The sequence below is a fragment of the Arthrospira sp. PCC 9901 genome (assembly GCF_059013425.1).
This window is the reverse complement of sequence record NZ_CP102296.1, coordinates 1,594,856-1,613,576: the sequence shown is the minus strand read 5'-3', so window position 1 is coordinate 1,613,576 and position 18,721 is coordinate 1,594,856. Positions and strand designations below refer to the sequence as shown.

At 42.0% G+C, this 18,721-nt stretch carries 14 protein-coding genes; 6 read left to right on the top strand and 8 right to left on the bottom strand.

Features of this window, described 5'->3' with window-relative positions; genetic code table 11:
- Window positions 1-32 precede the first annotated feature (32 nt).
- Window positions 33-4,853, top strand: a complete 4,821-nt coding sequence (locus NLZ44_RS07110) for a tetratricopeptide repeat protein (protein WP_493752304.1) — start codon at window positions 33-35, stop codon at window positions 4,851-4,853.
- 70 nt (window positions 4,854-4,923) lie between these two features.
- Here NLZ44_RS07110 and NLZ44_RS07105 read toward each other — a convergent pair whose 3' ends face one another.
- Together NLZ44_RS07105 and tnpA are read right to left on the bottom strand one after the other, a co-directional pair.
- Window positions 4,924-5,718, bottom strand: coding sequence for a sulfotransferase family 2 domain-containing protein (locus NLZ44_RS07105; RefSeq protein WP_318286163.1), 795 nt, complete (start codon window positions 5,716-5,718; stop codon window positions 4,924-4,926).
- 64 nt (window positions 5,719-5,782) lie between these two features.
- Window positions 5,783-6,181 (bottom strand): IS200/IS605 family transposase, encoded by a 399-nt coding sequence (gene tnpA, locus NLZ44_RS07100; RefSeq protein ID WP_035759243.1) that lies wholly within the window; start codon window positions 6,179-6,181, stop codon window positions 5,783-5,785.
- Between the two features lie 77 nt (window positions 6,182-6,258).
- Between tnpA and NLZ44_RS07095 the strand changes: the two genes are divergently transcribed.
- Entirely contained in the window at window positions 6,259-6,543 is a 285-nt protein-coding gene (locus NLZ44_RS07095; protein WP_439516869.1) for an HU family DNA-binding protein, read from the top strand.
- 134 nt (window positions 6,544-6,677) lie between these two features.
- Here NLZ44_RS07095 and NLZ44_RS07090 read toward each other — a convergent pair whose 3' ends face one another.
- The 6 genes from NLZ44_RS07090 to NLZ44_RS07065 form a co-directional block, all read right to left on the bottom strand.
- Window positions 6,678-7,886: a sulfotransferase family 2 domain-containing protein gene (locus NLZ44_RS07090; protein WP_493752303.1), complete on the bottom strand. Its 1,209-nt coding sequence runs from the start codon at window positions 7,884-7,886 to the stop codon at window positions 6,678-6,680.
- A gap of 70 nt (window positions 7,887-7,956) precedes the next feature.
- On the bottom strand, window positions 7,957-9,852 hold the full coding sequence (locus tag NLZ44_RS07085) for a sulfotransferase family 2 domain-containing protein (RefSeq protein ID WP_493752302.1): 1,896 nt from the start codon (window positions 9,850-9,852) through the stop codon (window positions 7,957-7,959).
- Window positions 9,853-10,025: 173 nt separating this feature from the next.
- Window positions 10,026-12,563, bottom strand: a complete 2,538-nt coding sequence (locus tag NLZ44_RS07080; protein ID WP_493752301.1) for a sulfotransferase family protein — start codon at window positions 12,561-12,563, stop codon at window positions 10,026-10,028.
- 116 nt (window positions 12,564-12,679) lie between these two features.
- Window positions 12,680-13,072, bottom strand: a complete 393-nt coding sequence (locus NLZ44_RS07075) for a glycosyltransferase (protein ID WP_315686158.1) — start codon at window positions 13,070-13,072, stop codon at window positions 12,680-12,682.
- A gap of 131 nt (window positions 13,073-13,203) precedes the next feature.
- On the bottom strand, window positions 13,204-14,256 hold the full coding sequence (locus NLZ44_RS07070) for a methyltransferase domain-containing protein (RefSeq protein WP_315686156.1): 1,053 nt from the start codon (window positions 14,254-14,256) through the stop codon (window positions 13,204-13,206).
- A 116-nt stretch (window positions 14,257-14,372) separates the two neighbouring features.
- Window positions 14,373-15,464 (bottom strand): glycosyltransferase, encoded by a 1,092-nt coding sequence (locus NLZ44_RS07065; RefSeq protein WP_315686154.1) that lies wholly within the window; start codon window positions 15,462-15,464, stop codon window positions 14,373-14,375.
- Window positions 15,465-15,612: 148 nt separating this feature from the next.
- Between NLZ44_RS07065 and NLZ44_RS07060 the strand changes: the two genes are divergently transcribed.
- The 4 genes from NLZ44_RS07060 to NLZ44_RS07045 all read left to right on the top strand — a co-directional run bounded on the left by NLZ44_RS07060 (window position 15,613) and on the right by NLZ44_RS07045 (window position 18,718).
- Window positions 15,613-17,205 carry a tetratricopeptide repeat protein gene (locus tag NLZ44_RS07060; protein ID WP_315686153.1) on the top strand — a complete coding sequence of 531 codons (1,593 nt, stop codon included), beginning with the start codon at window positions 15,613-15,615 and terminating at the stop codon, window positions 17,203-17,205.
- On the top strand, window positions 17,159-17,428 hold the full coding sequence (locus NLZ44_RS07055) for a tetratricopeptide repeat protein (protein ID WP_228116386.1): 270 nt from the start codon (window positions 17,159-17,161) through the stop codon (window positions 17,426-17,428). The genes NLZ44_RS07060 and NLZ44_RS07055 overlap by 47 nt, the downstream gene beginning before the upstream one ends.
- Before the next feature lie 12 nt (window positions 17,429-17,440).
- A complete protein-coding gene (gene tadA, locus NLZ44_RS07050) occupies window positions 17,441-17,914 on the top strand; it encodes a tRNA adenosine(34) deaminase TadA (protein ID WP_006623933.1) in 474 nt (157 codons plus the stop codon).
- Window positions 17,915-18,013: 99 nt separating this feature from the next.
- On the top strand, window positions 18,014-18,718 hold the full coding sequence (locus tag NLZ44_RS07045; RefSeq protein ID WP_315686151.1) for a lysophospholipid acyltransferase family protein: 705 nt from the start codon (window positions 18,014-18,016) through the stop codon (window positions 18,716-18,718).
- The last annotated feature ends 3 nt before the right edge of the window (window positions 18,719-18,721 follow it).

Genomic DNA, 18,721 nt, shown 5'->3' with positions numbered 1-18,721 from the left:
AACGAGTACAATTGAACCTTGGGAATTAAAAAATGAGTCCGTCCGAACTGAGCCAAACCATGCAAGCTAAAGAGATCCTTCAAAAAAGTGTCCAGTTCCTGCAACAACAAGCAGAAGCATATCTTCAACAAGGACAGGTTGATGATGCTCGTAAGGCTTGTGAACAATTATTGAAGATTCAACCTACCTCGGCGGTGGGATTGAAAATCCTGGGAGATGTGTCCTTGCGAGGGGGAGATCTCGAAGGTGCCAAGCAAAATTATACCAAGGCTCTGGAACTACAACCGAACTGGGCTGAGGTTTATGCCAATTTGGGTAGCCTCTATGCGCGATCGCAACAATGGGAACAGGCGCAGGCGGCTTATCAAAAGGCGATCTCGATTAAACCAGAATTCGCTGGGGCTTATCGGAATTTGGCTAAGGTCTGGACTCAGCTTAATCGCCCCTTAGATGCTATCCGAACTCAATATAAAGCCTACACCCTGGAACCTCACACTGTCAGCGCTCAAGAACATCTGGCTTTGGGTGATGGTCTGATGCAGCAGGGTATGGCCGCGGAAGCACAAGCCTGTTATCAAAATGCTATTAATCTTAATCCTAATTTGGCAGCCGCTTATCAAAACCTGGGGGAAGCCCTGAAACAACAGGGTAAATTGCAGGAGGCTGCTACCTATTTCCGTAAGGCTATTGAGTTGAATAACCCAAGTCCAGCAGTTTCTAACCCGGTGGATACTTTGGCGGCGGCTGTGTCAACTCCTCAAGATACTTTATCGGCCGCAACTGCGGCGGCGCAAGTTCCTCAGACAGATGTTTTGGTGGTGGGTCAATCTCCACAAGTTCCTATTGAGAAGGGAATGGGGGTTCCTATTAGTCGCCCGGTTAACCCGGAAACGGTTTTACAAGAGGCTAAGGCATTCTGCGCTATGAAAAAATGGGAACAGGCGGTTTCGGCTTGTCAGAAAGCATTGCGACTTGACCCGAATTTGGCGGAAGCATATAAAATTCAGGGGAATGCTTTGCAAGTGTTGGGGGAAATGGAGGCGGCGGTGCGCTCCTACCATAAGGCTCTGGAAGTTAAGCCCCAATTCCCGGAGGTTCATGCGAATTTGGGTAGCTTGTACGCCCAGGAAGATCGCCTGGAAAAAGCGGTTACCTTTTATCAACAGGCGATCGCTCAAAATCCTAATTTTGCCGGGGTCTATCGCAATTTGGCTAAGGTTCTCGAACGTCTGGGACGAGAGGGTGAAGCCTCTATATGTCTGGAAAAAGCCTATACTTTGGAACCGAATAAGGCTACCCCGGAAGATCATGTGCGTCTGGGAAATACTCGCCTCGCTCAGGGTAAGCTGGATCAGGCTTATGAGAGTTATCAGCGGGCTTTGGAGTTGAATAAACAACTGGCTCCGGCTTATTATGGTATCGGTAAGGTGAAGGCTTATGGACAGGCTTGGTCAGAGGCGGAGGCGGCTTACCGTCAGGCTATTGAATTAGACCCGAAATCAGGAGTTTTTTACCAGGGTTTGGCTGAGTGTTTGGCCGGGAAACAAGACTTTGATGGGGCGATCGCTCTCTATGGTCAGCTATTACAGCTTAATCCTAATTGGGCGGCGGGATACTACCAAATTGGGGAACTTCGCAACCAACAATGGAATTTGTCAGAGGCGGAGGCGGCTTATCGTAAAGCCCTGGAATTAGACAAAAATCTGGCGGCTGCCTATTATGGGTTGGGTCGGGTATTGCTGCGACAAGAACGTTGGGCTGATGTGGTCCCGGTTCTGCGTCAAGCAATGGCTTTGGATGCTTCTGGGGCTGATTTTGAGCTGTGTAAGGGTTTCGCTGATGCTCTGGTACAGACGGGACAGCTAGATGAGGCGATCGCTTTCTATCAAAAAGCTACCGATTTGGCGGCGGATAATGCTGAGGTTTGGCAAAAGTTGGGAGACCTATGGCGCGATAAACAAGCGTTTGATCAGGCTATTGAGGCTTATCAAAAGGCTAATCAGTTAGACGCTAATTTGTTCTGGTCTCACAATGGTTTGGCTGATGTACTGTTTAAGTTGGAACGCTGGTCGGAAGCGGTTGAGGCTTATCAAAAGGCGATCGCGATTAAGTCGGATTATTCCTGGTCCTACAACAGTTTGGCGGAGGCTCTGGTTAAGTTGGAACGCTGGTCGGAGGCGACTACGGCTTACCGAGAGGCGGCGCGCTTGAATCCAGAGTTCCCCTGGTCTAGTTATAATTTGGGAGAGGTTTCGGTTAGACTTCAAAATTGGGAAGAGGCGGTTAAGGGATATCGCGCCGCCATGGCTGTACAGTCGGATTTACCTGGGATTCAACAAAAACTGGCTGATGCACTGCGAGAACGCGCTAAAGGCGATTTAGATGAGGCTCTGGGATGTTATCTTCAGGTGATGGAACAGGAACCAGATAATGTGGATACCTATCATAAGGCGATCGAGATTAAGCCTGATGATTCGGAACTCTATGTTAAGTTGGCTGATACTCTGGCTCGACAAACTCAGTTGGATGGGGCGATCGTTTTTTACCAAATGGCTCAAGACCTCGACCCTGACAATAGCGCGATCGCTTCTCGCCTACAACAGGTGATTGAAAAAAAAAATGAGGGGGTAGACCTATTTATTCCTCAAGAAACTTTCCGGGAAACTCCGATTCTTCCGACTCAGAAAAAATCCCATCCGTCTGAGCCACCGATTCTTCCAACTCAGAAAAAATCCCGTCCGTCTGAGCAACGGTTTCCCATTGACCAAGAAAGTTATGAACAGTGGCTCCGAGAAAATTTGCCCCGACCCGCTGACTTACGGCAAATGTCTCAGGCGGTTAATTATCTCGGATATAAGCCGCTAATTAGCGTGATTATGCCGGTATATAATACCCCGGAAAAGTTCCTGAAAAAGGCGATCGAATCAGTTACCTCTCAGGTTTATCCGAACTGGGAACTGTGTATCGCTGATGATAATTCCAGCGAACCTTGGATTAAACCTCTGCTGGAAGAATATGCCAGAAAAGATAACCGGATTAAAGTCGCTTTTCGGACAGAAAATGGTCACATCTGTGCGGCATCTAATTCGGCTTTGGAATTGGCGATCGGAGAATATATAGCACTCTTAGATCATGATGATGTCATTACCCCAGAAGCACTCTATGAGGTCGCACTCGTACTTAATGAAAATCCTGATGCTGATATGATTTATTCCGATGAGGATAAATTAGACCAGTACGGTCAACGGGTGTTCCCATACTTTAAACCTGATTGGTGTCCTGACTCATTTTTAGCACGGATGTATACCTGCCATTTAGGAGTATATCGCCGGGAACTGGTTAATCAAGTCAGTAACTTCCGAATTGGTTACGAAGGTAGTCAAGACTATGATTTGGTCTTGCGCGTTACTGAGAAAACTAATAATATTTTCCATATCCCCAAAATTCTCTACAGTTGGCGACAGCATAGCGGCTCCACCGCCTACGACCCCAACAGTAAACTCTACGCCTATATAGCAGCAGAAAAAGCCTTAAATGAGTCCTTTGCTCGTTGCGGGGAAAAGGCGCAAATTGTTTCCGATCATGAGAATTTCCCCGGTCAATACACTGTTCGCTATCACATCGAAGAACACAAACTTGTCAGTATTATTATCCCCACTCGCAACCTGGGAACTACTCTCAATCATTGCTTACAGTCAATTTTTGAAAAAAGCACTTATCCTAACTATGAAGTCGTCGTCATTGACAATGGCAGTGATGAACAAGAAACCTTCGATATTATCAACGCCTGGAAACAAAAAGAACCCCAACGCTTTAGCTGTTACGAGTTCGATGTACCGTTTAATTACCCCCAAATTAATAACTATGGCGTAACTAAAGCTAGGGGAGATTATTTACTGTTTCTAAATAATGACACCGAAGTATTGACCCCCGATTGGATAGAAGCCATGGTAGAACAGGCTCAACGTTCCTCTATTGGTGCTGTCGGTACTTTGTTACTCTACCCCGATGATACCATTCAACACGCTGGCGTTGTCCTGGGAATTGGCGGCGTAGCAGGTCACAGCCATAAGGGTTATCAGGCTCATCATTTGGGTTATTATAACCAACTGGTAACGGTTAATAATTACTCCGCCGTGACCGGAGCCTGTTTGATGTGTCGGCGAGAGACATTTGAGGAAGTCGGGGGGTTAGATGAAGAGTTGGAAGTTGCATTTAATGATGTGGATTTTTGCTTAAAGTTGGTCAGCCGAGGATATCGGAATATTTATCTACCCCATGTGGTTTTATATCACTATGAGTCTAAGAGTCGCGGTTATGAGGATACGCCGGAAAAAGAAGCTCGGTTTAAACGAGAATCTAAAATCATGAAGCAGCGGTGGAGAGATGTACTCAAGAATGACCCCTGTTATAACCCTAACCTGAGTCGCATACGACAAGATTATGGTATTCGTCTGAGTAATGATGAAAATCAAGTGGTGGCGATATCAATGTCTGAGGATAAGGAGGCGCTTTTAGGATGTGCGATCGATTTACCCAAGCTACACCATCCTTTCAATGAAGAAAATATGCTGATTCAGGGATGGGTGATTGGTAAGCACTCTCCGGCTAAACTAATCAAGTTTATCTGTGGCGATCGTGTCCTTGGCGAATCCAAAATGAACCAGGAACGTGGTGATGTCGCCAAAGTATTTCCAGATGTCCCCCATGCTATTGATAGTGGCTTCGTCAAAACCCTTGATGTCAGTGAAACACCCAGTGAAGTAGAAATTTTGATTCTGGCTACTATGGAAGACGGGAATGAGATTCCTTTGTCAACATTACACCTGCGACATGGTAGCTCAGACGATTAGATTAACACCCATGGAAGAAGGGACTCAACCTTCTTCCGTACACCTTTGTAAATTACCAGAGCCGCAACAATTACATCATCTCTTCCAGTCGTCTCTCAAAAATTGACTGAGCTTTAAAGTATAAGTCTAAGTCCTTCTCATTCTTGCTTTCTATCAATTTCAAGGATTCAGAATCCAACTCGTACTGCTCATCAACTTTTTTTTGGGGGTTATAATTTATTTGGACATCCTTAATACCAAGGTTTGTCAGTTTATTAAATAGTTTAATAGAATCACTATAGCGCTCAGTAATTCCTACAAAAAATAGATCGTCAATTTCTATCCCCTCAAGGGCTTTAGATTGTTGATTAGAAAAATGGGGATTGCTGAAAAATTCCTCCATAGATTTATCATACCCATAATGTCTACGAAAATGCTCGTAGTTAGATATAGATCGCTGAATTGGGTGTCGCAAGAAAGTAGCAAATTTTGTCGTGTCGTTTACAATTGGCTGATACTTAGCCATCTCAAAATGACCATATACAGCTTCAAAGCCCTCCGATTTAAATGATTTCACAAAAGATGTTAAGTCACCTTTATCTATCGTCTCATGTACCAATGGGGAAGTTTTTGGGTCAGCCCCATACTCAAAAATACACTTGAGTTTTTTTTCGATTTGAGACCTAAAAGAAGTCCCAGCCGTTTTAGGGATATGAATAAATAAAAATGTATTATTTGGTAATTTTTCAGAGAATTCGGTCATAATTTCAATCTCTAAGTTTTTCCCAGCTAATTTACTATATTTGATTGACTGTAATGCAGTATCTAACCCATCTATTGATATTTGTCTTAGGGTAGCATACCACAGTATAACTGCCTTAACCAAGATAGTCTATCAACTTCAACAGCCCAGACATTGATAGTTACCAACTGGTCTGTTGGGTGGTGTTTCATCCTCTTTTTCCTTGGTGTTTCACATAATTCTCAATAATCTCCTGAGAGATGGTCTCCGATGTCGAAACTAGGTAGGAACGAGTCCATATTGATGGTAGCACCAGCAAATGTTCAAACTCTTTACGGAGGTGACGGGCTGTATAGGCTTTGATTCGATGGATAATCTGATGCGGGGCTAGGGTCGGCGGACAATCCAAAAATGCGTGGACATAGTTAGGCTGTATATCCAGAGTCAGGATTTCGACCTCCAAATCTGGACACACTTCTTCCATTAACTCCCTAAGTCTAATCGCTACCATCCCCTTGAGTACCTTACGTTTGCGCCTAGAACTCCAAACAAAGTGGTAGTTAATCAGAGATTTTGTTGTTAGATTGTGTCTATAGACTTGACACATAGACAAAAAGTTGTTATAGTAAAGTCAGTTAGAACAATAATCTGGCTGTTCCCACCTAATCATAGGAGTTTTTGGGTATGAAAACAAATGAACTGGTCCAGCGCGTCGCCGAAGAAGCCAAAATTCCCAAGAAAAGAGTTAGAGCGATTTTGGACTTGGCTTTTAGTGCTATCTCTCAGGAAATTGAGAGTGGTCAGCCAGTTGTCGTCAGAGGTTTAGGGAAATTTACCCCCAAAGAGCAACCAGCAAGAACCAAAACCAACCCAGAAACTGGTGAAACCACTGAAGTCCCAGCACGTACAGTCGTTAACTTCCGAGTTATTAAACCCTCTAAGGATACAGAAGAGGCAGATTCAGAATAACAACATTTGATTAACTATTAACAGAGATAACCTGTTATTACAGAACTTTAGGGGCGTATATAATACGCCCTACTGCTTTCATTTTGGGAGCGACTCTACAAATTATAACCATCTCCGTTTGTCTGCCCACCTTATTAACCTCTGATCTCATTTAAGTTCTCTCTCCACTTGAGCAGATCTTTTTCTATTTGAGCAAATGAAGGTTGAGACGGAGCCTGAGAAGTCAACTCTAAATCTAATTCTGGTTTGTACCCAAATATCTCAAAATCAGCGCGGTAAAGATTAGCAACATCCCGAACTAACTCCTCAGAGTAGAAATATTTATAATGTGGAAATAATTGTTCTTCAGTCCACCTGAACTTGGTTTGATGGCACTCCTGTTGAAATCCGTGATCTCTTGGTCTTTTATGAAACTCTAAGGATTTGCTAATTTGTTCAAGTGGAGCCGGACTAAGACCTAAAGTTTTTTCGATGTCTGCAAAATCATTAAATAAGTTCTCAACTTTGAGAAGATGGGGTTTGATAATACCCATCTCAATTAAAGGATGAGCTTGCAGCTGATGGTGAATATTGCAATTTCTAATATCCAGTGATTTTAAATACTGTACAAACTCATCAAAACAAAAACTATTTTTACGGCTTATATTTCTTCCTAAAAATCTCGAGATTTTGGGATCATCATATCCAGTTTTAATAGCATGAATGTAGCTACTAACTGCTCGATAGAAAGGGTTTCTAACTAAACATAAAATATGGGAATTTAAAATTTCTTTTGTGGATCTGATCTGTTTTTTGTATTTACGATCTTGGGTAAAAACCTTGGCTCTATACCTATGAGGATGACGATGGTAGGATTCTACATCTTGATATAGTCCTGCATGGTAAAAAAACCACTTTACACCAAAGCTACAAGCACTTTTAGCGCAGAAAATTAAAGTTAAATTCAGTGATTTATTGTATAGAGGTTTTGGCTGATGACGAAGCCATATTTGACGAATTTCATGGGGAGATAGATTTTGGTCAAAATTAACATAAGTCACTGATTTTTGGGATTCCCTACTTCCTGATTTACTGGTTCCCAGTATTTCTCCCGTATCTTTCAAAGCTAACTGTATTTGGTCTCCATTTTGTAAATTATAGGGAGATAAATCAAAACAAAAATTCACCCGTAGATTATCACTATTTCTCTGGAAACGTTTAGGTTTAATCTGCTCAGAAGTCAACTTTTGACCATTAATTAAGACAACGATATCAGAAGGGTCACAACCTCCTTGGTCAGGTAATATCCAGCCTCTGACAATTCCCTGGCTTTCTAAATTATTCCAGTTTACAGAACTTTTCATTTATGGGCTTACCTCAATTCATTTAGGAACTCTATAAATTATAACAATCTCCGTTGGGCTTGAAACTTTATTAACCTCTGATTTTATTTAAGTCATCTCTCCACTTGAGCAGATCTTTTTCTATTTGAGCAAATAAAGGTTGAGACGGAGCCTGAGAAGTCAACTCTAAATCTAATTCTGGCTTGTACCCAAATATCTCAAAATCAGCGCGGTAAATATTAGCAATATCCCGAACTAACTCATCAGAGTAGAAATATTTGTAATGTGGAAATAATTGTTGTTTAGTCCATCTGAACTTGGTTTGATGACACTCCTGTTCAAATCCGTGATCTCTTGGTCTTTTATGAAACTCTAAGGATTTGCTAATTTGTTCAAGTGGAGCCGGACTAAGACCTAAAGTTTTTTCGATGTTTGCAAAATCATTAAATAAGTTCTCAACTTTGAGAAGATGGGGTTTGATGATACCCATCTCAATTAAAGGATGAGCTTGCAACTGATGATGAATATTACAATTTCTAATATCTAGTGATTTTAAATATTGTACAAACTCATCAAAACAAAAACTATTTTTACGGCTTATTTTTCTTCCTAAAAATTTTGATATCTCGGGATTATCATATCCTGTTTTAATGGCGTGAAGGTAGCTACTGACAGCACGAGAAAAAGGATCTCTAACTAAACATACTATATTTGAATGGATAATTTTATGGGTGGATCTGAGCTGTTTTCTGTATTTAGGATTTGCCATAAAAACCTCGGCTTTATACATATGAGGCTGAGGATGATAAGATTCCACCTCTTGGTAAAGTCCAGCATGATAAAAAAACCACTTCAGAGCAAAGCTACAAGCACTTTTAGCGCAGAAAATTAAAGTTAAATTCAGCGATTCATTGTATAGAGGTTTTGGCTGATGATTAAACAAGATTTCACCAACTTCATGGGGAGATACCTTTTGGTGAAAATTGACATAAGTCACTGATTTGTTTGATTCCATACTTTCTGATAATCTTCTATCAAACAGTTGAACACCTGCTTTGTATAACTCTAGATCGAGATCATTATTTTCAACAACCACATCTAATGTTGATTTAGGTAAATTTTGTATAAAGTTTTCAATTTTAGGGTTTTTGTTGAGATTGAGTGATGGTACGGAAGTTTGAGAAATACGATTAAAAAATTCAACAGACTCATTATATTTCTCTGTGATTCCCAAAAAATATAAGTTTTCCAGAGCTATATCTTTTAATACTCTCGATTGTAAATTAGGTCGTTGTTTTACAAATGTTTCAACAGTACCGGAATAACCATAATGATCATACATATGAAAATAATTAGATAAACACCGCCGAATAGGTTCTCTCAGAAATGTAACTAATTTGAGACGATTACCAAAAATAGAGCAATAATGCTTTATACCACGTTGATTAGCGTCTCCTATATGTCCTCCTATGACTTTTATTTTTTTCTCATCAACATAGTCTTTAAGCCTTAATGGACTAGCCGATTCCCCGTAAATTGAAGATTTAATTATTGGACTTGTGACTGGAGATTTAATGCCATAATCATAGATAACTTGAGAAGGATTAAATTGTTGTTCTAATCCGATTCTAAAAGATGTACCAGCCGTTTTTGGAATATGAATAAACAAATATATATTATCATCATCTGATTGGGGACTGGCAGCCACAAATTTACTGGTTCCGAGTATTTCTCCCGTATCTTTCCAAGCCAACTGTATTTTATCTCCATTTTTTAAATTATATTGAGATAAATCAAAGCAAAAATTAACCTTTAAAGTGTCACTATTATTATGGAAATTTTTTGGCTTAATCTGCTCAGAAGTCAATTTTTGACCATTAATCAATACGACGATATCAGAAGGATCACAACCTCCTTTTCCAGTTGATATCCAGCCTCTGACAATTCTTTTACTTTCTAAATTATTCCAGTTTACAGAACTTTTCATCGATTAACTGACCTCAAATTTTTGTCCTTATTCAAGCTAAGTTTAAAGACAACATCTTGCTCCTATTAGCCTACTTGTATAGACTTAAAAAAACAAGTTGATGCTTGCATATTTGATAAATTTTAGTTATAGGAATAATATATGCTACGGAAACATAACTTTCCTAATTGGCTCTAAGTGACGGGTTTCGGATTTGACAGGTTGCTGACTAGAACGGGTTTATTAGCCATGACCAATTTCATCAGTTTTTGCCACTCCGGTAACTTGGTTAGCGACTCAGAATTAAACGGGATGCTTTTCTCCGATGAGAATTGCTCAAAACTTCTTAGCCAATCTAAAATCGTCTCTGAGGGAGAGTCGTTTCGGAATTTCCAAGATTGTCTCAAACTTACAACCATGTCATCATAGTTCCCCATTGTATATGAAGACCATGCCTTCCATACTAAAAATCTGTACTCTACTTGTTTTGTCGTCTCCCCAGTCGGGTTTAAAGATCGCTCTAAACGGAACCTAACCAGTTCTTCCTCTATTTTTAACTGTTGGTCTTGCGACCGTTGTAACTCCTCTTGAGTTTGCTGTAGTTGATGTTGAGATGATTCTAACTCCTGTTCCGTCGCCTGCAATTTTGCCTGATACTGAGCGATCGCTTTTTCCATCTCATCTTCCTGTGTACTCGCCGCCGCCAAAAGTTTTTCGTACTCCTCAATTTTCTGTTCCCATTGGGTTTTCTCCTCTTGAGTTTGCTGTAGTTGATGTTGAGATGATTCTAACTCCTGTTCCGTCGCCTGCAATTTTGCCTGATACTGAGCGATCGCTTTTTCCATCTCATCTTCCTGTGTACTCGCCGCCGCCAAAAGTTTTTCGTACTCCTCAATTTCCTGTTCCCATTGGGTTTTCTCCTCTTGAGTTTGCTGTAGTTGATGTTGAGATGATTCTAACTCCTGTTCCGTCGCCTGCAATTTTGCCTGATACTGAGCGATCGCTTTTTCCATCTCATCTTCCTGTTCAATTAATTCTCCCCAAAGTCCTTCCCACTCTTCCAGTTGATTTTTATACTGGGTTTGTTGTTGTTGACTTTCAGCTAAATACAATTGACAGGTCTCCAAGTTACCTTGAGTTTGATGTAATTGTACCAGAGTTCGCTGATGATTTTTCTCAACCTGGTTAAGTTTAACCAAAGACTGACTCAATTGGATCTCAGTTTTCTCCAGTTGTGGCTCAAGTCGTTCTAATTCTGCTAGATACTGATGTTGTTGAAACTCCGAATATTCTAGTTTACCTTGGGTATCATGAAGTTGAGCAATAGTTCGGATTTGGGTTTTGTTAGCTTGCTCCAGTTGTAGTCTTAATTGACTAAACATCATCTCAGTTTTCATCAGCCGAGACTCAGACTCATTCAGTTGAGACTGTAGTTGATTTTGGTTAGCTAAAATTTCCCGGTTTTGTTGCTCCGCCTGTTCTAGTTCTTCCTGCGTATGGTGTAGTTGGGATTGATATTTCATCACGTCCCATTGAGTTTGACTCAACTGTGATTTGGCTTGTTCTAGTTCTTCCTGAACTTGACTAAACTGCGACTCCAACTGCGATCGCACTTGATTTAATTCGGTATTCTTTTGAGTTAGTTGATTGTGAGACTCCTGTAAAATTGACTCAGTTTTTTGCAGTTGACTGTGAGTTTTTTCTAGAACCCCTTCCGTTTTTTCCAACTGAGATTTTAACTGTTCTACAATCGACTCTGTTTCCTGTAGCTGAGACCTAGTTTCTTCCAATTCATCGCGAGTTGGGTTTAACTGAGACAGAGTTTCTTCAAGTTTAGCTTGAGTCCCTTCTAACTCAACCCTAAGAGACTTATTTTCGGCGGCGGACAGTCGATAATTCGCCCAATCTCTAAAAGCCCAAGCCATATAGGGAGAAGACTTAATCTGATTATTCCATGATAAATCTGGAGTTTGATTAGGATGCCATCCCCGACTCTCTAGTTCCTGATACATTTCTATGGCTTCAGGAAAGTAATAATCGATTAAGCTGGGACGTTGACCATCTTCTGATATATTGGTTTGCATTAGGGAATCATCATAAACCGCCGGAGAAGGATTAGTTAGATTTATCCCGAATTTCTGATTAATTTCCGCTACATATTTATCTTGATATTTGACAATTGTTTCTATATTGGCTAATAAACATTTATCACCATATTTATTATAAAAATCTAAGACTTTCTGATTATAAAATATCCAATATTTAACTGCTAGTTCGGGTTGATTTCTAAAAATTTCATCTCCTCGGCGGTACAGAGAATCTATCACATCCCACGGAGAACGGTAAATCAACAGAAACTTAGCATCAGGTAATAACTGCGCCCAAAAATCTAAAAATAGTGTCGTCCGAGGTTCTTTCCATCCCCAAATATGACTCAGAGAATTTTTTTCAACAATTGCATTTGCTTTGTCGATAAACTCGTCTGGAACATCTAGGTTGTCTTGTAATGTCCAACCATCTATATTAACACCTTGCGATCGCAATAAATCTAGGTGAAATTCAAAAAAATCAATATTCTCAAAGTAGCCTTTGGGGTTAAACTCAGTTCCCTGCATTAGCCGACGACCAACGTGCAACCCAGCACTTTGCAATAATGAAGCGGTCAAGGATGTACCTGAACGGTGCATTCCTGTCATAATTAAAACCTGGGATTCGCTCTTTTTATCTGGCATGGTATAAATGTCGGTTTATCTTTAGTTTATAAGTGAATGGCAAATATAGCGTTTATTAAGGTTCATAACTGACTAGCTACTAACCCTGACAGCCTCGCCCGCCAGTCGGTGGGAGTTTACCATAAATCCTCCAGATGGTTCAGGATTTCCATAAATGCTGTCCGTTCTTTGATTAAACCATGTTCAGCGACCGTTTGAAAGGCTGCTTTTTTGACCAGAGACTTCCGCACCTCAGAAAAGGCGATCGCCTCTTTGACCGCTTCTAGCAGCCCTTCCAGAGCATACTTGGGTCGCAGACAATTGTAACCGGGAAAACAGAAACACCGATTCCCTATACAATCTGGACAGATGGTAAGAGTCCCCATAGCCATGGCTTCTAGGGCGGGAAGGTAAAATCCCTCTCCCTCTTCGCGGTTAGGCAGGAGTATCGTAATTTTAGCACGGTTGAGGTACTGTAGATAATCTCTTCTGGGAATTAGGGATGTCAGCAGTTGCACCCCATAGCCCATTGCTGCTAACCTTGGTGGTAACTTGGGAGCATAAACACTGATCCATTCACCTGACGTGATTCGGCGAAATAGGTTCCCACCTCTGGGTATTAAGTCCCACTATACTACTCACCAATATTCAACATTCAACTTTATTTAAAATCATCTACGATTTTCTTGAGTTTGTGTTGATAATCTGTCAGACTGCTTCGCAGAGATTCTAACTTAGGCAAATTACTCACATCTACAGTTTGAGGTATAGTTGCCGAAGTGGCAGTTGAGGAAGGAAGATTAGAATTGATCAGTCTACTTTTTAAGTCGGGAAACAAACTGTAAATCTCGGAGGTCCGGCTTTCTGCTTTCCAGAGAATACACAAAAAGTCTAGATATCCTTGTTTAGTTTGATAAACTTCTGCTTTGGCAAAATTCACCAGATTATATTTAATTAACTCAGATATCACATCATAGAAATGTACATCCGTGAAAATATTGCAATGGGTATCAATATATGACTCTTTAGATTTTGCTGCCGTCGAGATTAGTTGTTTGACATCTCTGGGGATTCGAGAAAGTGACTGGCTGTTGGTTTTTCCAGACCACACATCACCAAGATTTAAGGGTCTATTGTAATAGTTAGAATTAAATACATGACGAAAAGACGGTCTTTCTAAGTTATTAAAGTTGTTCTCTAATATCTCACCCAGGCTGGTTAGGGGTTTAAGGACATCGAAAGTATAACGCTTATCAGGGATGACGAAAAAAGCAAAACCAGTATTATTTAATAAATCGGAAATCTGATTCAGAAAACCAATCATGTTGGGTGTATGTTCCAAAACATGAGAACCAATTATATAATCATGTTTCTTGGGAATATCACTCAGATTGATTTGTGACAAATTGTATGTTACATCAACCACAAAATTGGCACTATGACCAGGAGTATCCCTGGCGAGTTTCTTTAACTCTTGTGTTGTCCTATAGTCAGCATAGCTGATGTCTCCTTGACCTGGTGTGAAAAATGGGCGATCAAATGCTCCTATTTCTAGCCCTGTAGTAGTTTTGACATCTATAAGATTAGTCAATACACTTTTATAATACAAAAAGCGATGATGTTCCCGAGGATTTTTCGGGGGTGAATTAGTCTGATTAGGTTTTGGCTGGTTTGGTTTCACGGGTAAAGCAGATGGTTGGGGAGATTGCTGCATGGTATAAATGTAGGTTTATCTTTAGTTTATAAGTGAATGGCAAATATAGCGTTTATTAAGGTCTATAACTGACTAGCTACTAACCCGGGCAGCCTAGCCCGCCAGTCGGTGGGAGTTTACCATAAATCCTCCAGATGGTTCAGGATTTCCATAAATGCTGTCCGTTCTTTGATTAAACCATGTTCAGCGACCGTTTGAAAGGCTGCTTTTTTGACCAGAGACTTCCGCACCTCAGAAAAGGCGATCGCCTCTTTGACCGCTTCTAGCAGCCCTTCCAGAGCATACTTGGGTCGCAGACAATTGTAACCGGGAAAACAGAAACACCGATTCCCTATACAATCTGGACAGATGGTAAGAGTCCCCATAGCCATGGCTTCTAGGGCGGGAAGGTAAAATCCCTCTCCCTCTTCGCGGTTAGGCAGGAGTATCGTAATTTTAGCACGGTTGAGGTACTGTAGATAATCTCTTCTGGGAATTAGGGATGTTAGCAGTTGCACCCCATAGCCCATTGCTGCTAACCTTTGTTGTAACTGTTCGCCTAGTTCCGGTTGTTTAAGGGCCGAAATCAGGATTTCGATATCCCGTTGGGGGTCGGGTCGGGGTTGGGGGAAACTACTGGTATCTAAGCCATTGGGGATAATAAACAGGGGTCCATTGACTCGACGTGATTCTGCCAGATAGGTTCCCACTTCTGGGCTAACACAAATGCGGATCGCTTTATGGTTGAGAAACTGATAGCGGGGATTATCTGGGTAGGCGTGCCGGATGTGCTGAATTAGATTAATAATTGGTATGGGGGAGTTGTGGCGCTGGCTGGCTGATAAAAATTCCCAGTCCATACCGTCCATAAAGATAATGTCGGGATCTGATAGCGGTTTAGATAAAATTAGTTGTTTGTCAATATTGAACCACGGGTTATTAGCATCGATCGCACTTTCGGGAGAAAAATAAATCTGGGGTAGGTAGTCCGGGGAATCGAGAATATGATTAAAATAATCCCAGACTTTTAAATGACCTCCGGTTAGTCCCCGATAATCTCGATAAAATAAAATAGATTTTCGCTGTGGTAAGCTAGGTGGTATAATTGCCGGGGATGGACTACCCTGGGCGGGTAACTGTTCCATCTGGTGGGAGATTTGTTCTAGCCACGACTGCGATCGCTCTAACTCCGAGTCGATTTGTTCTAATTTTTGGCGGTCAAATTCCATAAATTATGTACAATTGGGAGGGATGGCTCCATTGAGTAATGGGATGGGAACATCCAGTTAAACTGTGGGTCAGTCTCTAGGGCGGGTCATAACCAACAAATATCAATCATCTGTTCTTCCATATCAAAATATAGTCAAAAATCCTAACATGAGCGTCAGTTATTTCGACACAGCCAATCAACTCCTAAGAAAAGGTCAGTTAGACGAGGCGATCGCATCCTATAATCAGGCGATCGCAGAAAGTCCTAAATCAGCTTGGTATTATCATAACTTGGGAGAAGCCCTCAGCCAACAGGGTAAAATCGACGAAGCTATTGCAGCCTACCGTCAAGCTACGGAACTTAACCCTAATTCTGCCTGGTCTTATGATAATCTGGGAACCCTCCTAAATCAACAGGGTAACTTACCAGAAGCCGTTAGTTGTTTCCGCCAGGCTATTGAACTTGACCCAGATTTCTGGCAATTTTACCACAATTTAGCCCTAGTGCTGCTCAAAGAAGGTCGCCTAGAGGAGGCCGTTTCCCTATGGCAAAAAGCCATTGAGTTAACAGCCGATGATGCCGAACTATACCACAGCTTGGGTAAAGCCTACCACCAACAACAGCAATATTCAGAAGCAGTTACAGCCTATCGTCAGGGGTTAGAATTAAACCCTTATTGGTCTGACTGTTATATGAGTTTGGGTCAAACTTTGGAGGCTTTGGGAGAAACCGAAGAAGCGATCGCCTCCTATCGTCGAGCCTACGAACTTAATCCCAATTTATCAGAACCCCTGCCCAAATTGCAAACAGTCCTGGAGTCCCAAGGACGTTGGGAGGAATTAGCCACCCTATACCGTCGCTGTTGTATTGTTGATCCTAACTCAGCCACCAGTCATAAATACCTGGGAACAGCTTTAGCCAATAGTGGAAAGCTATCGGAAGCGGCGGAGAGTTATCAGAAAGCCTTGGAGTTAGACCCGAATTTGGTAGAAATTCTGCAACCCCTAGGACAGGTTTTAACCCAATTAAATCAATGGGAAGCCGCCGTTGATATATTCCGAAAAGCCACCCAAGTCGATCCTAACTCTGCTTCATTCTACCATCAGTTAGGGCAGGCTTTAACCAAATGCGATCGCCTATCAGAAGCACTCGCCGCCTATCAAAAGGCTTCCGAACTCCATCCCACTTCCACCCCAGTCCTGTTTGATTTAGGTCAGGCTTTGACTAAACTTTACCATTGGTCAGAGGCGATCGCCACCTATCAAAAAGCCTTATATCTTAATCCCCCCAACCAGGCTGAAATTCAAACTCATCTACAGGAAGTTCAGGACAAGCAGCGCCACCTAGACGAGGAAATCGCCGCCTATAGCGAAAGCCATGAGTTTCATCCCAATTCTAGCGAATCCTACGAAAAATTTGCACAGTTTCTCAGAAGCAAGGGAAAAATCGAAGATGCGATCATAGGATTTCACCAAGCCTGTATTCTCAATCCCCAGTCAGCCGTAGCCCATCATCAACTAGGTTATACCCTAGCTCGTGGTCAACGCTGGGATGAGGCAATTATAGCTTATCAGAAGGCAGGCGAACTTAATCCCTACTCTCCCCATGTACAATATCACCTGGGACAAGCCTTGGTTGAGGAAGGACGCTTAGAAGAAGCGATCGCTCATTTCAAACAGTCCATCACCATTGACCCAGAATTTGAAGAGGGTTATGATGCTCTCAAGCAGGCGATCGCAAAAAAAAAAGGTAGCCTCTAAAACCGATCCGATTTCTCATTATCGGCATTTACTCCAAGCCAGTCCCAACAACCCTGATCTACATCAGGAGTTGGGACAGCTTTTGCATAGCCAGGGTCAAACCCAATTAGCGATCGCTCATTATCAAAAAGCCATAGACCTTCAGCCAGGACCTGTTCACCTGTGGTTTTATCGCAATTTAGGAGAAGCCATGGTGACTGATGAACATTCCAGGCGACCTTAGCCAGAGTTTCCCATGCAGCCAACCTACACCACCCATAGTCACTGGATGCGACAGGCCTTAAAACTAGGCGCAGCAGCAGGAGAAGCCGGAGAAGTCCCCGTCGGTGCAGTCATTGTCAATCAACAGGGAAAACTGATTGCCCAGGGGGAAAATCGCCGGGAACGCGATCGAGACCCCACCGCCCATGCTGAGATTATAGCATTACGGCAAGCCAGTCAGGTATTAGGAGATTGGCATTTAGACACCTGCACCCTGTATGTCACCCTAGAACCCTGTCCCATGTGTGCAGGAGCCATTATTCAAGCTAGGATAGGTTTATTGGTCTATGGTGCCGACGACCCCAAAACTGGCAGCATTCGCACCGTTTTCAATCTTCCAGACAGTCCCGCCTCCTATCATCGTCTCCCTGTCCTAGGGGGTATTCTCGAATCATCCTGTCGCCAACAACTGCAATCCTGGTTTGCTCAACATCGCGCTAATATGTAACCATTGAGACAATCTAATAACTGTCATCCTCTGCCATGACAGAGGGGGTTAAAGGATTTACCTTAGACTTATAGAGTTTAGAAATCCCAAATTATTGTCATGGTAACAGTTCAATCGATTAAACCCTGGTCTAATTCATCTCCTTCTAGCCAGACTAAATCCTCTGGTGTCGCGCATTGGTTAACTTCTATTGTTTATCCCCTGGGACGCTATGGGGTTCTTCCCTTCTATTTTAAAAAGATTACCGTCACCGGACAGGAGAATTTACCCAAAGATGGTCCGGTGATTTTAGCACCTACCCATAGATCTCGTTGGGATGCTTTTATTGTACCATTTGCAACAGGTCCTTATGTCACTGGACGAGATTCGCGGTTTATGGTAACTGCTGATGAAATGCAAGGACTTCAAGGGTGGTTTATTCGCCAAATCGGAGGGTTTGCGGTTAATCAAAAACATCCAGCGATCGCCACTTTGCGATATGGCGTTGATTTACTGCGCCAGGGAGAAATGTTAGTGATTTTTCCAGAAGCAGGCATTTTTAGGGATCACCAAATTCACCCTCTCAAAGCCGGATTAGGTCGTTTGGCAATTCAGGCTGAATCCCACTATCCTAATTTAGGGGTTAAGATTGTGCCTATATCTATCCATTATAGCCCCAATATTCCCCATTGGCGCTCTGAAGTTAACGTCACAATTGGGAAACCCCTAGAAGTCAACAAATATGCCACAGGTCCCGCAAAAAAAGAATCTCTCAGGTTGATGTCAGACTTAAATCAGGCTTTAATCGAGATTGATAGTTTGTAGTAT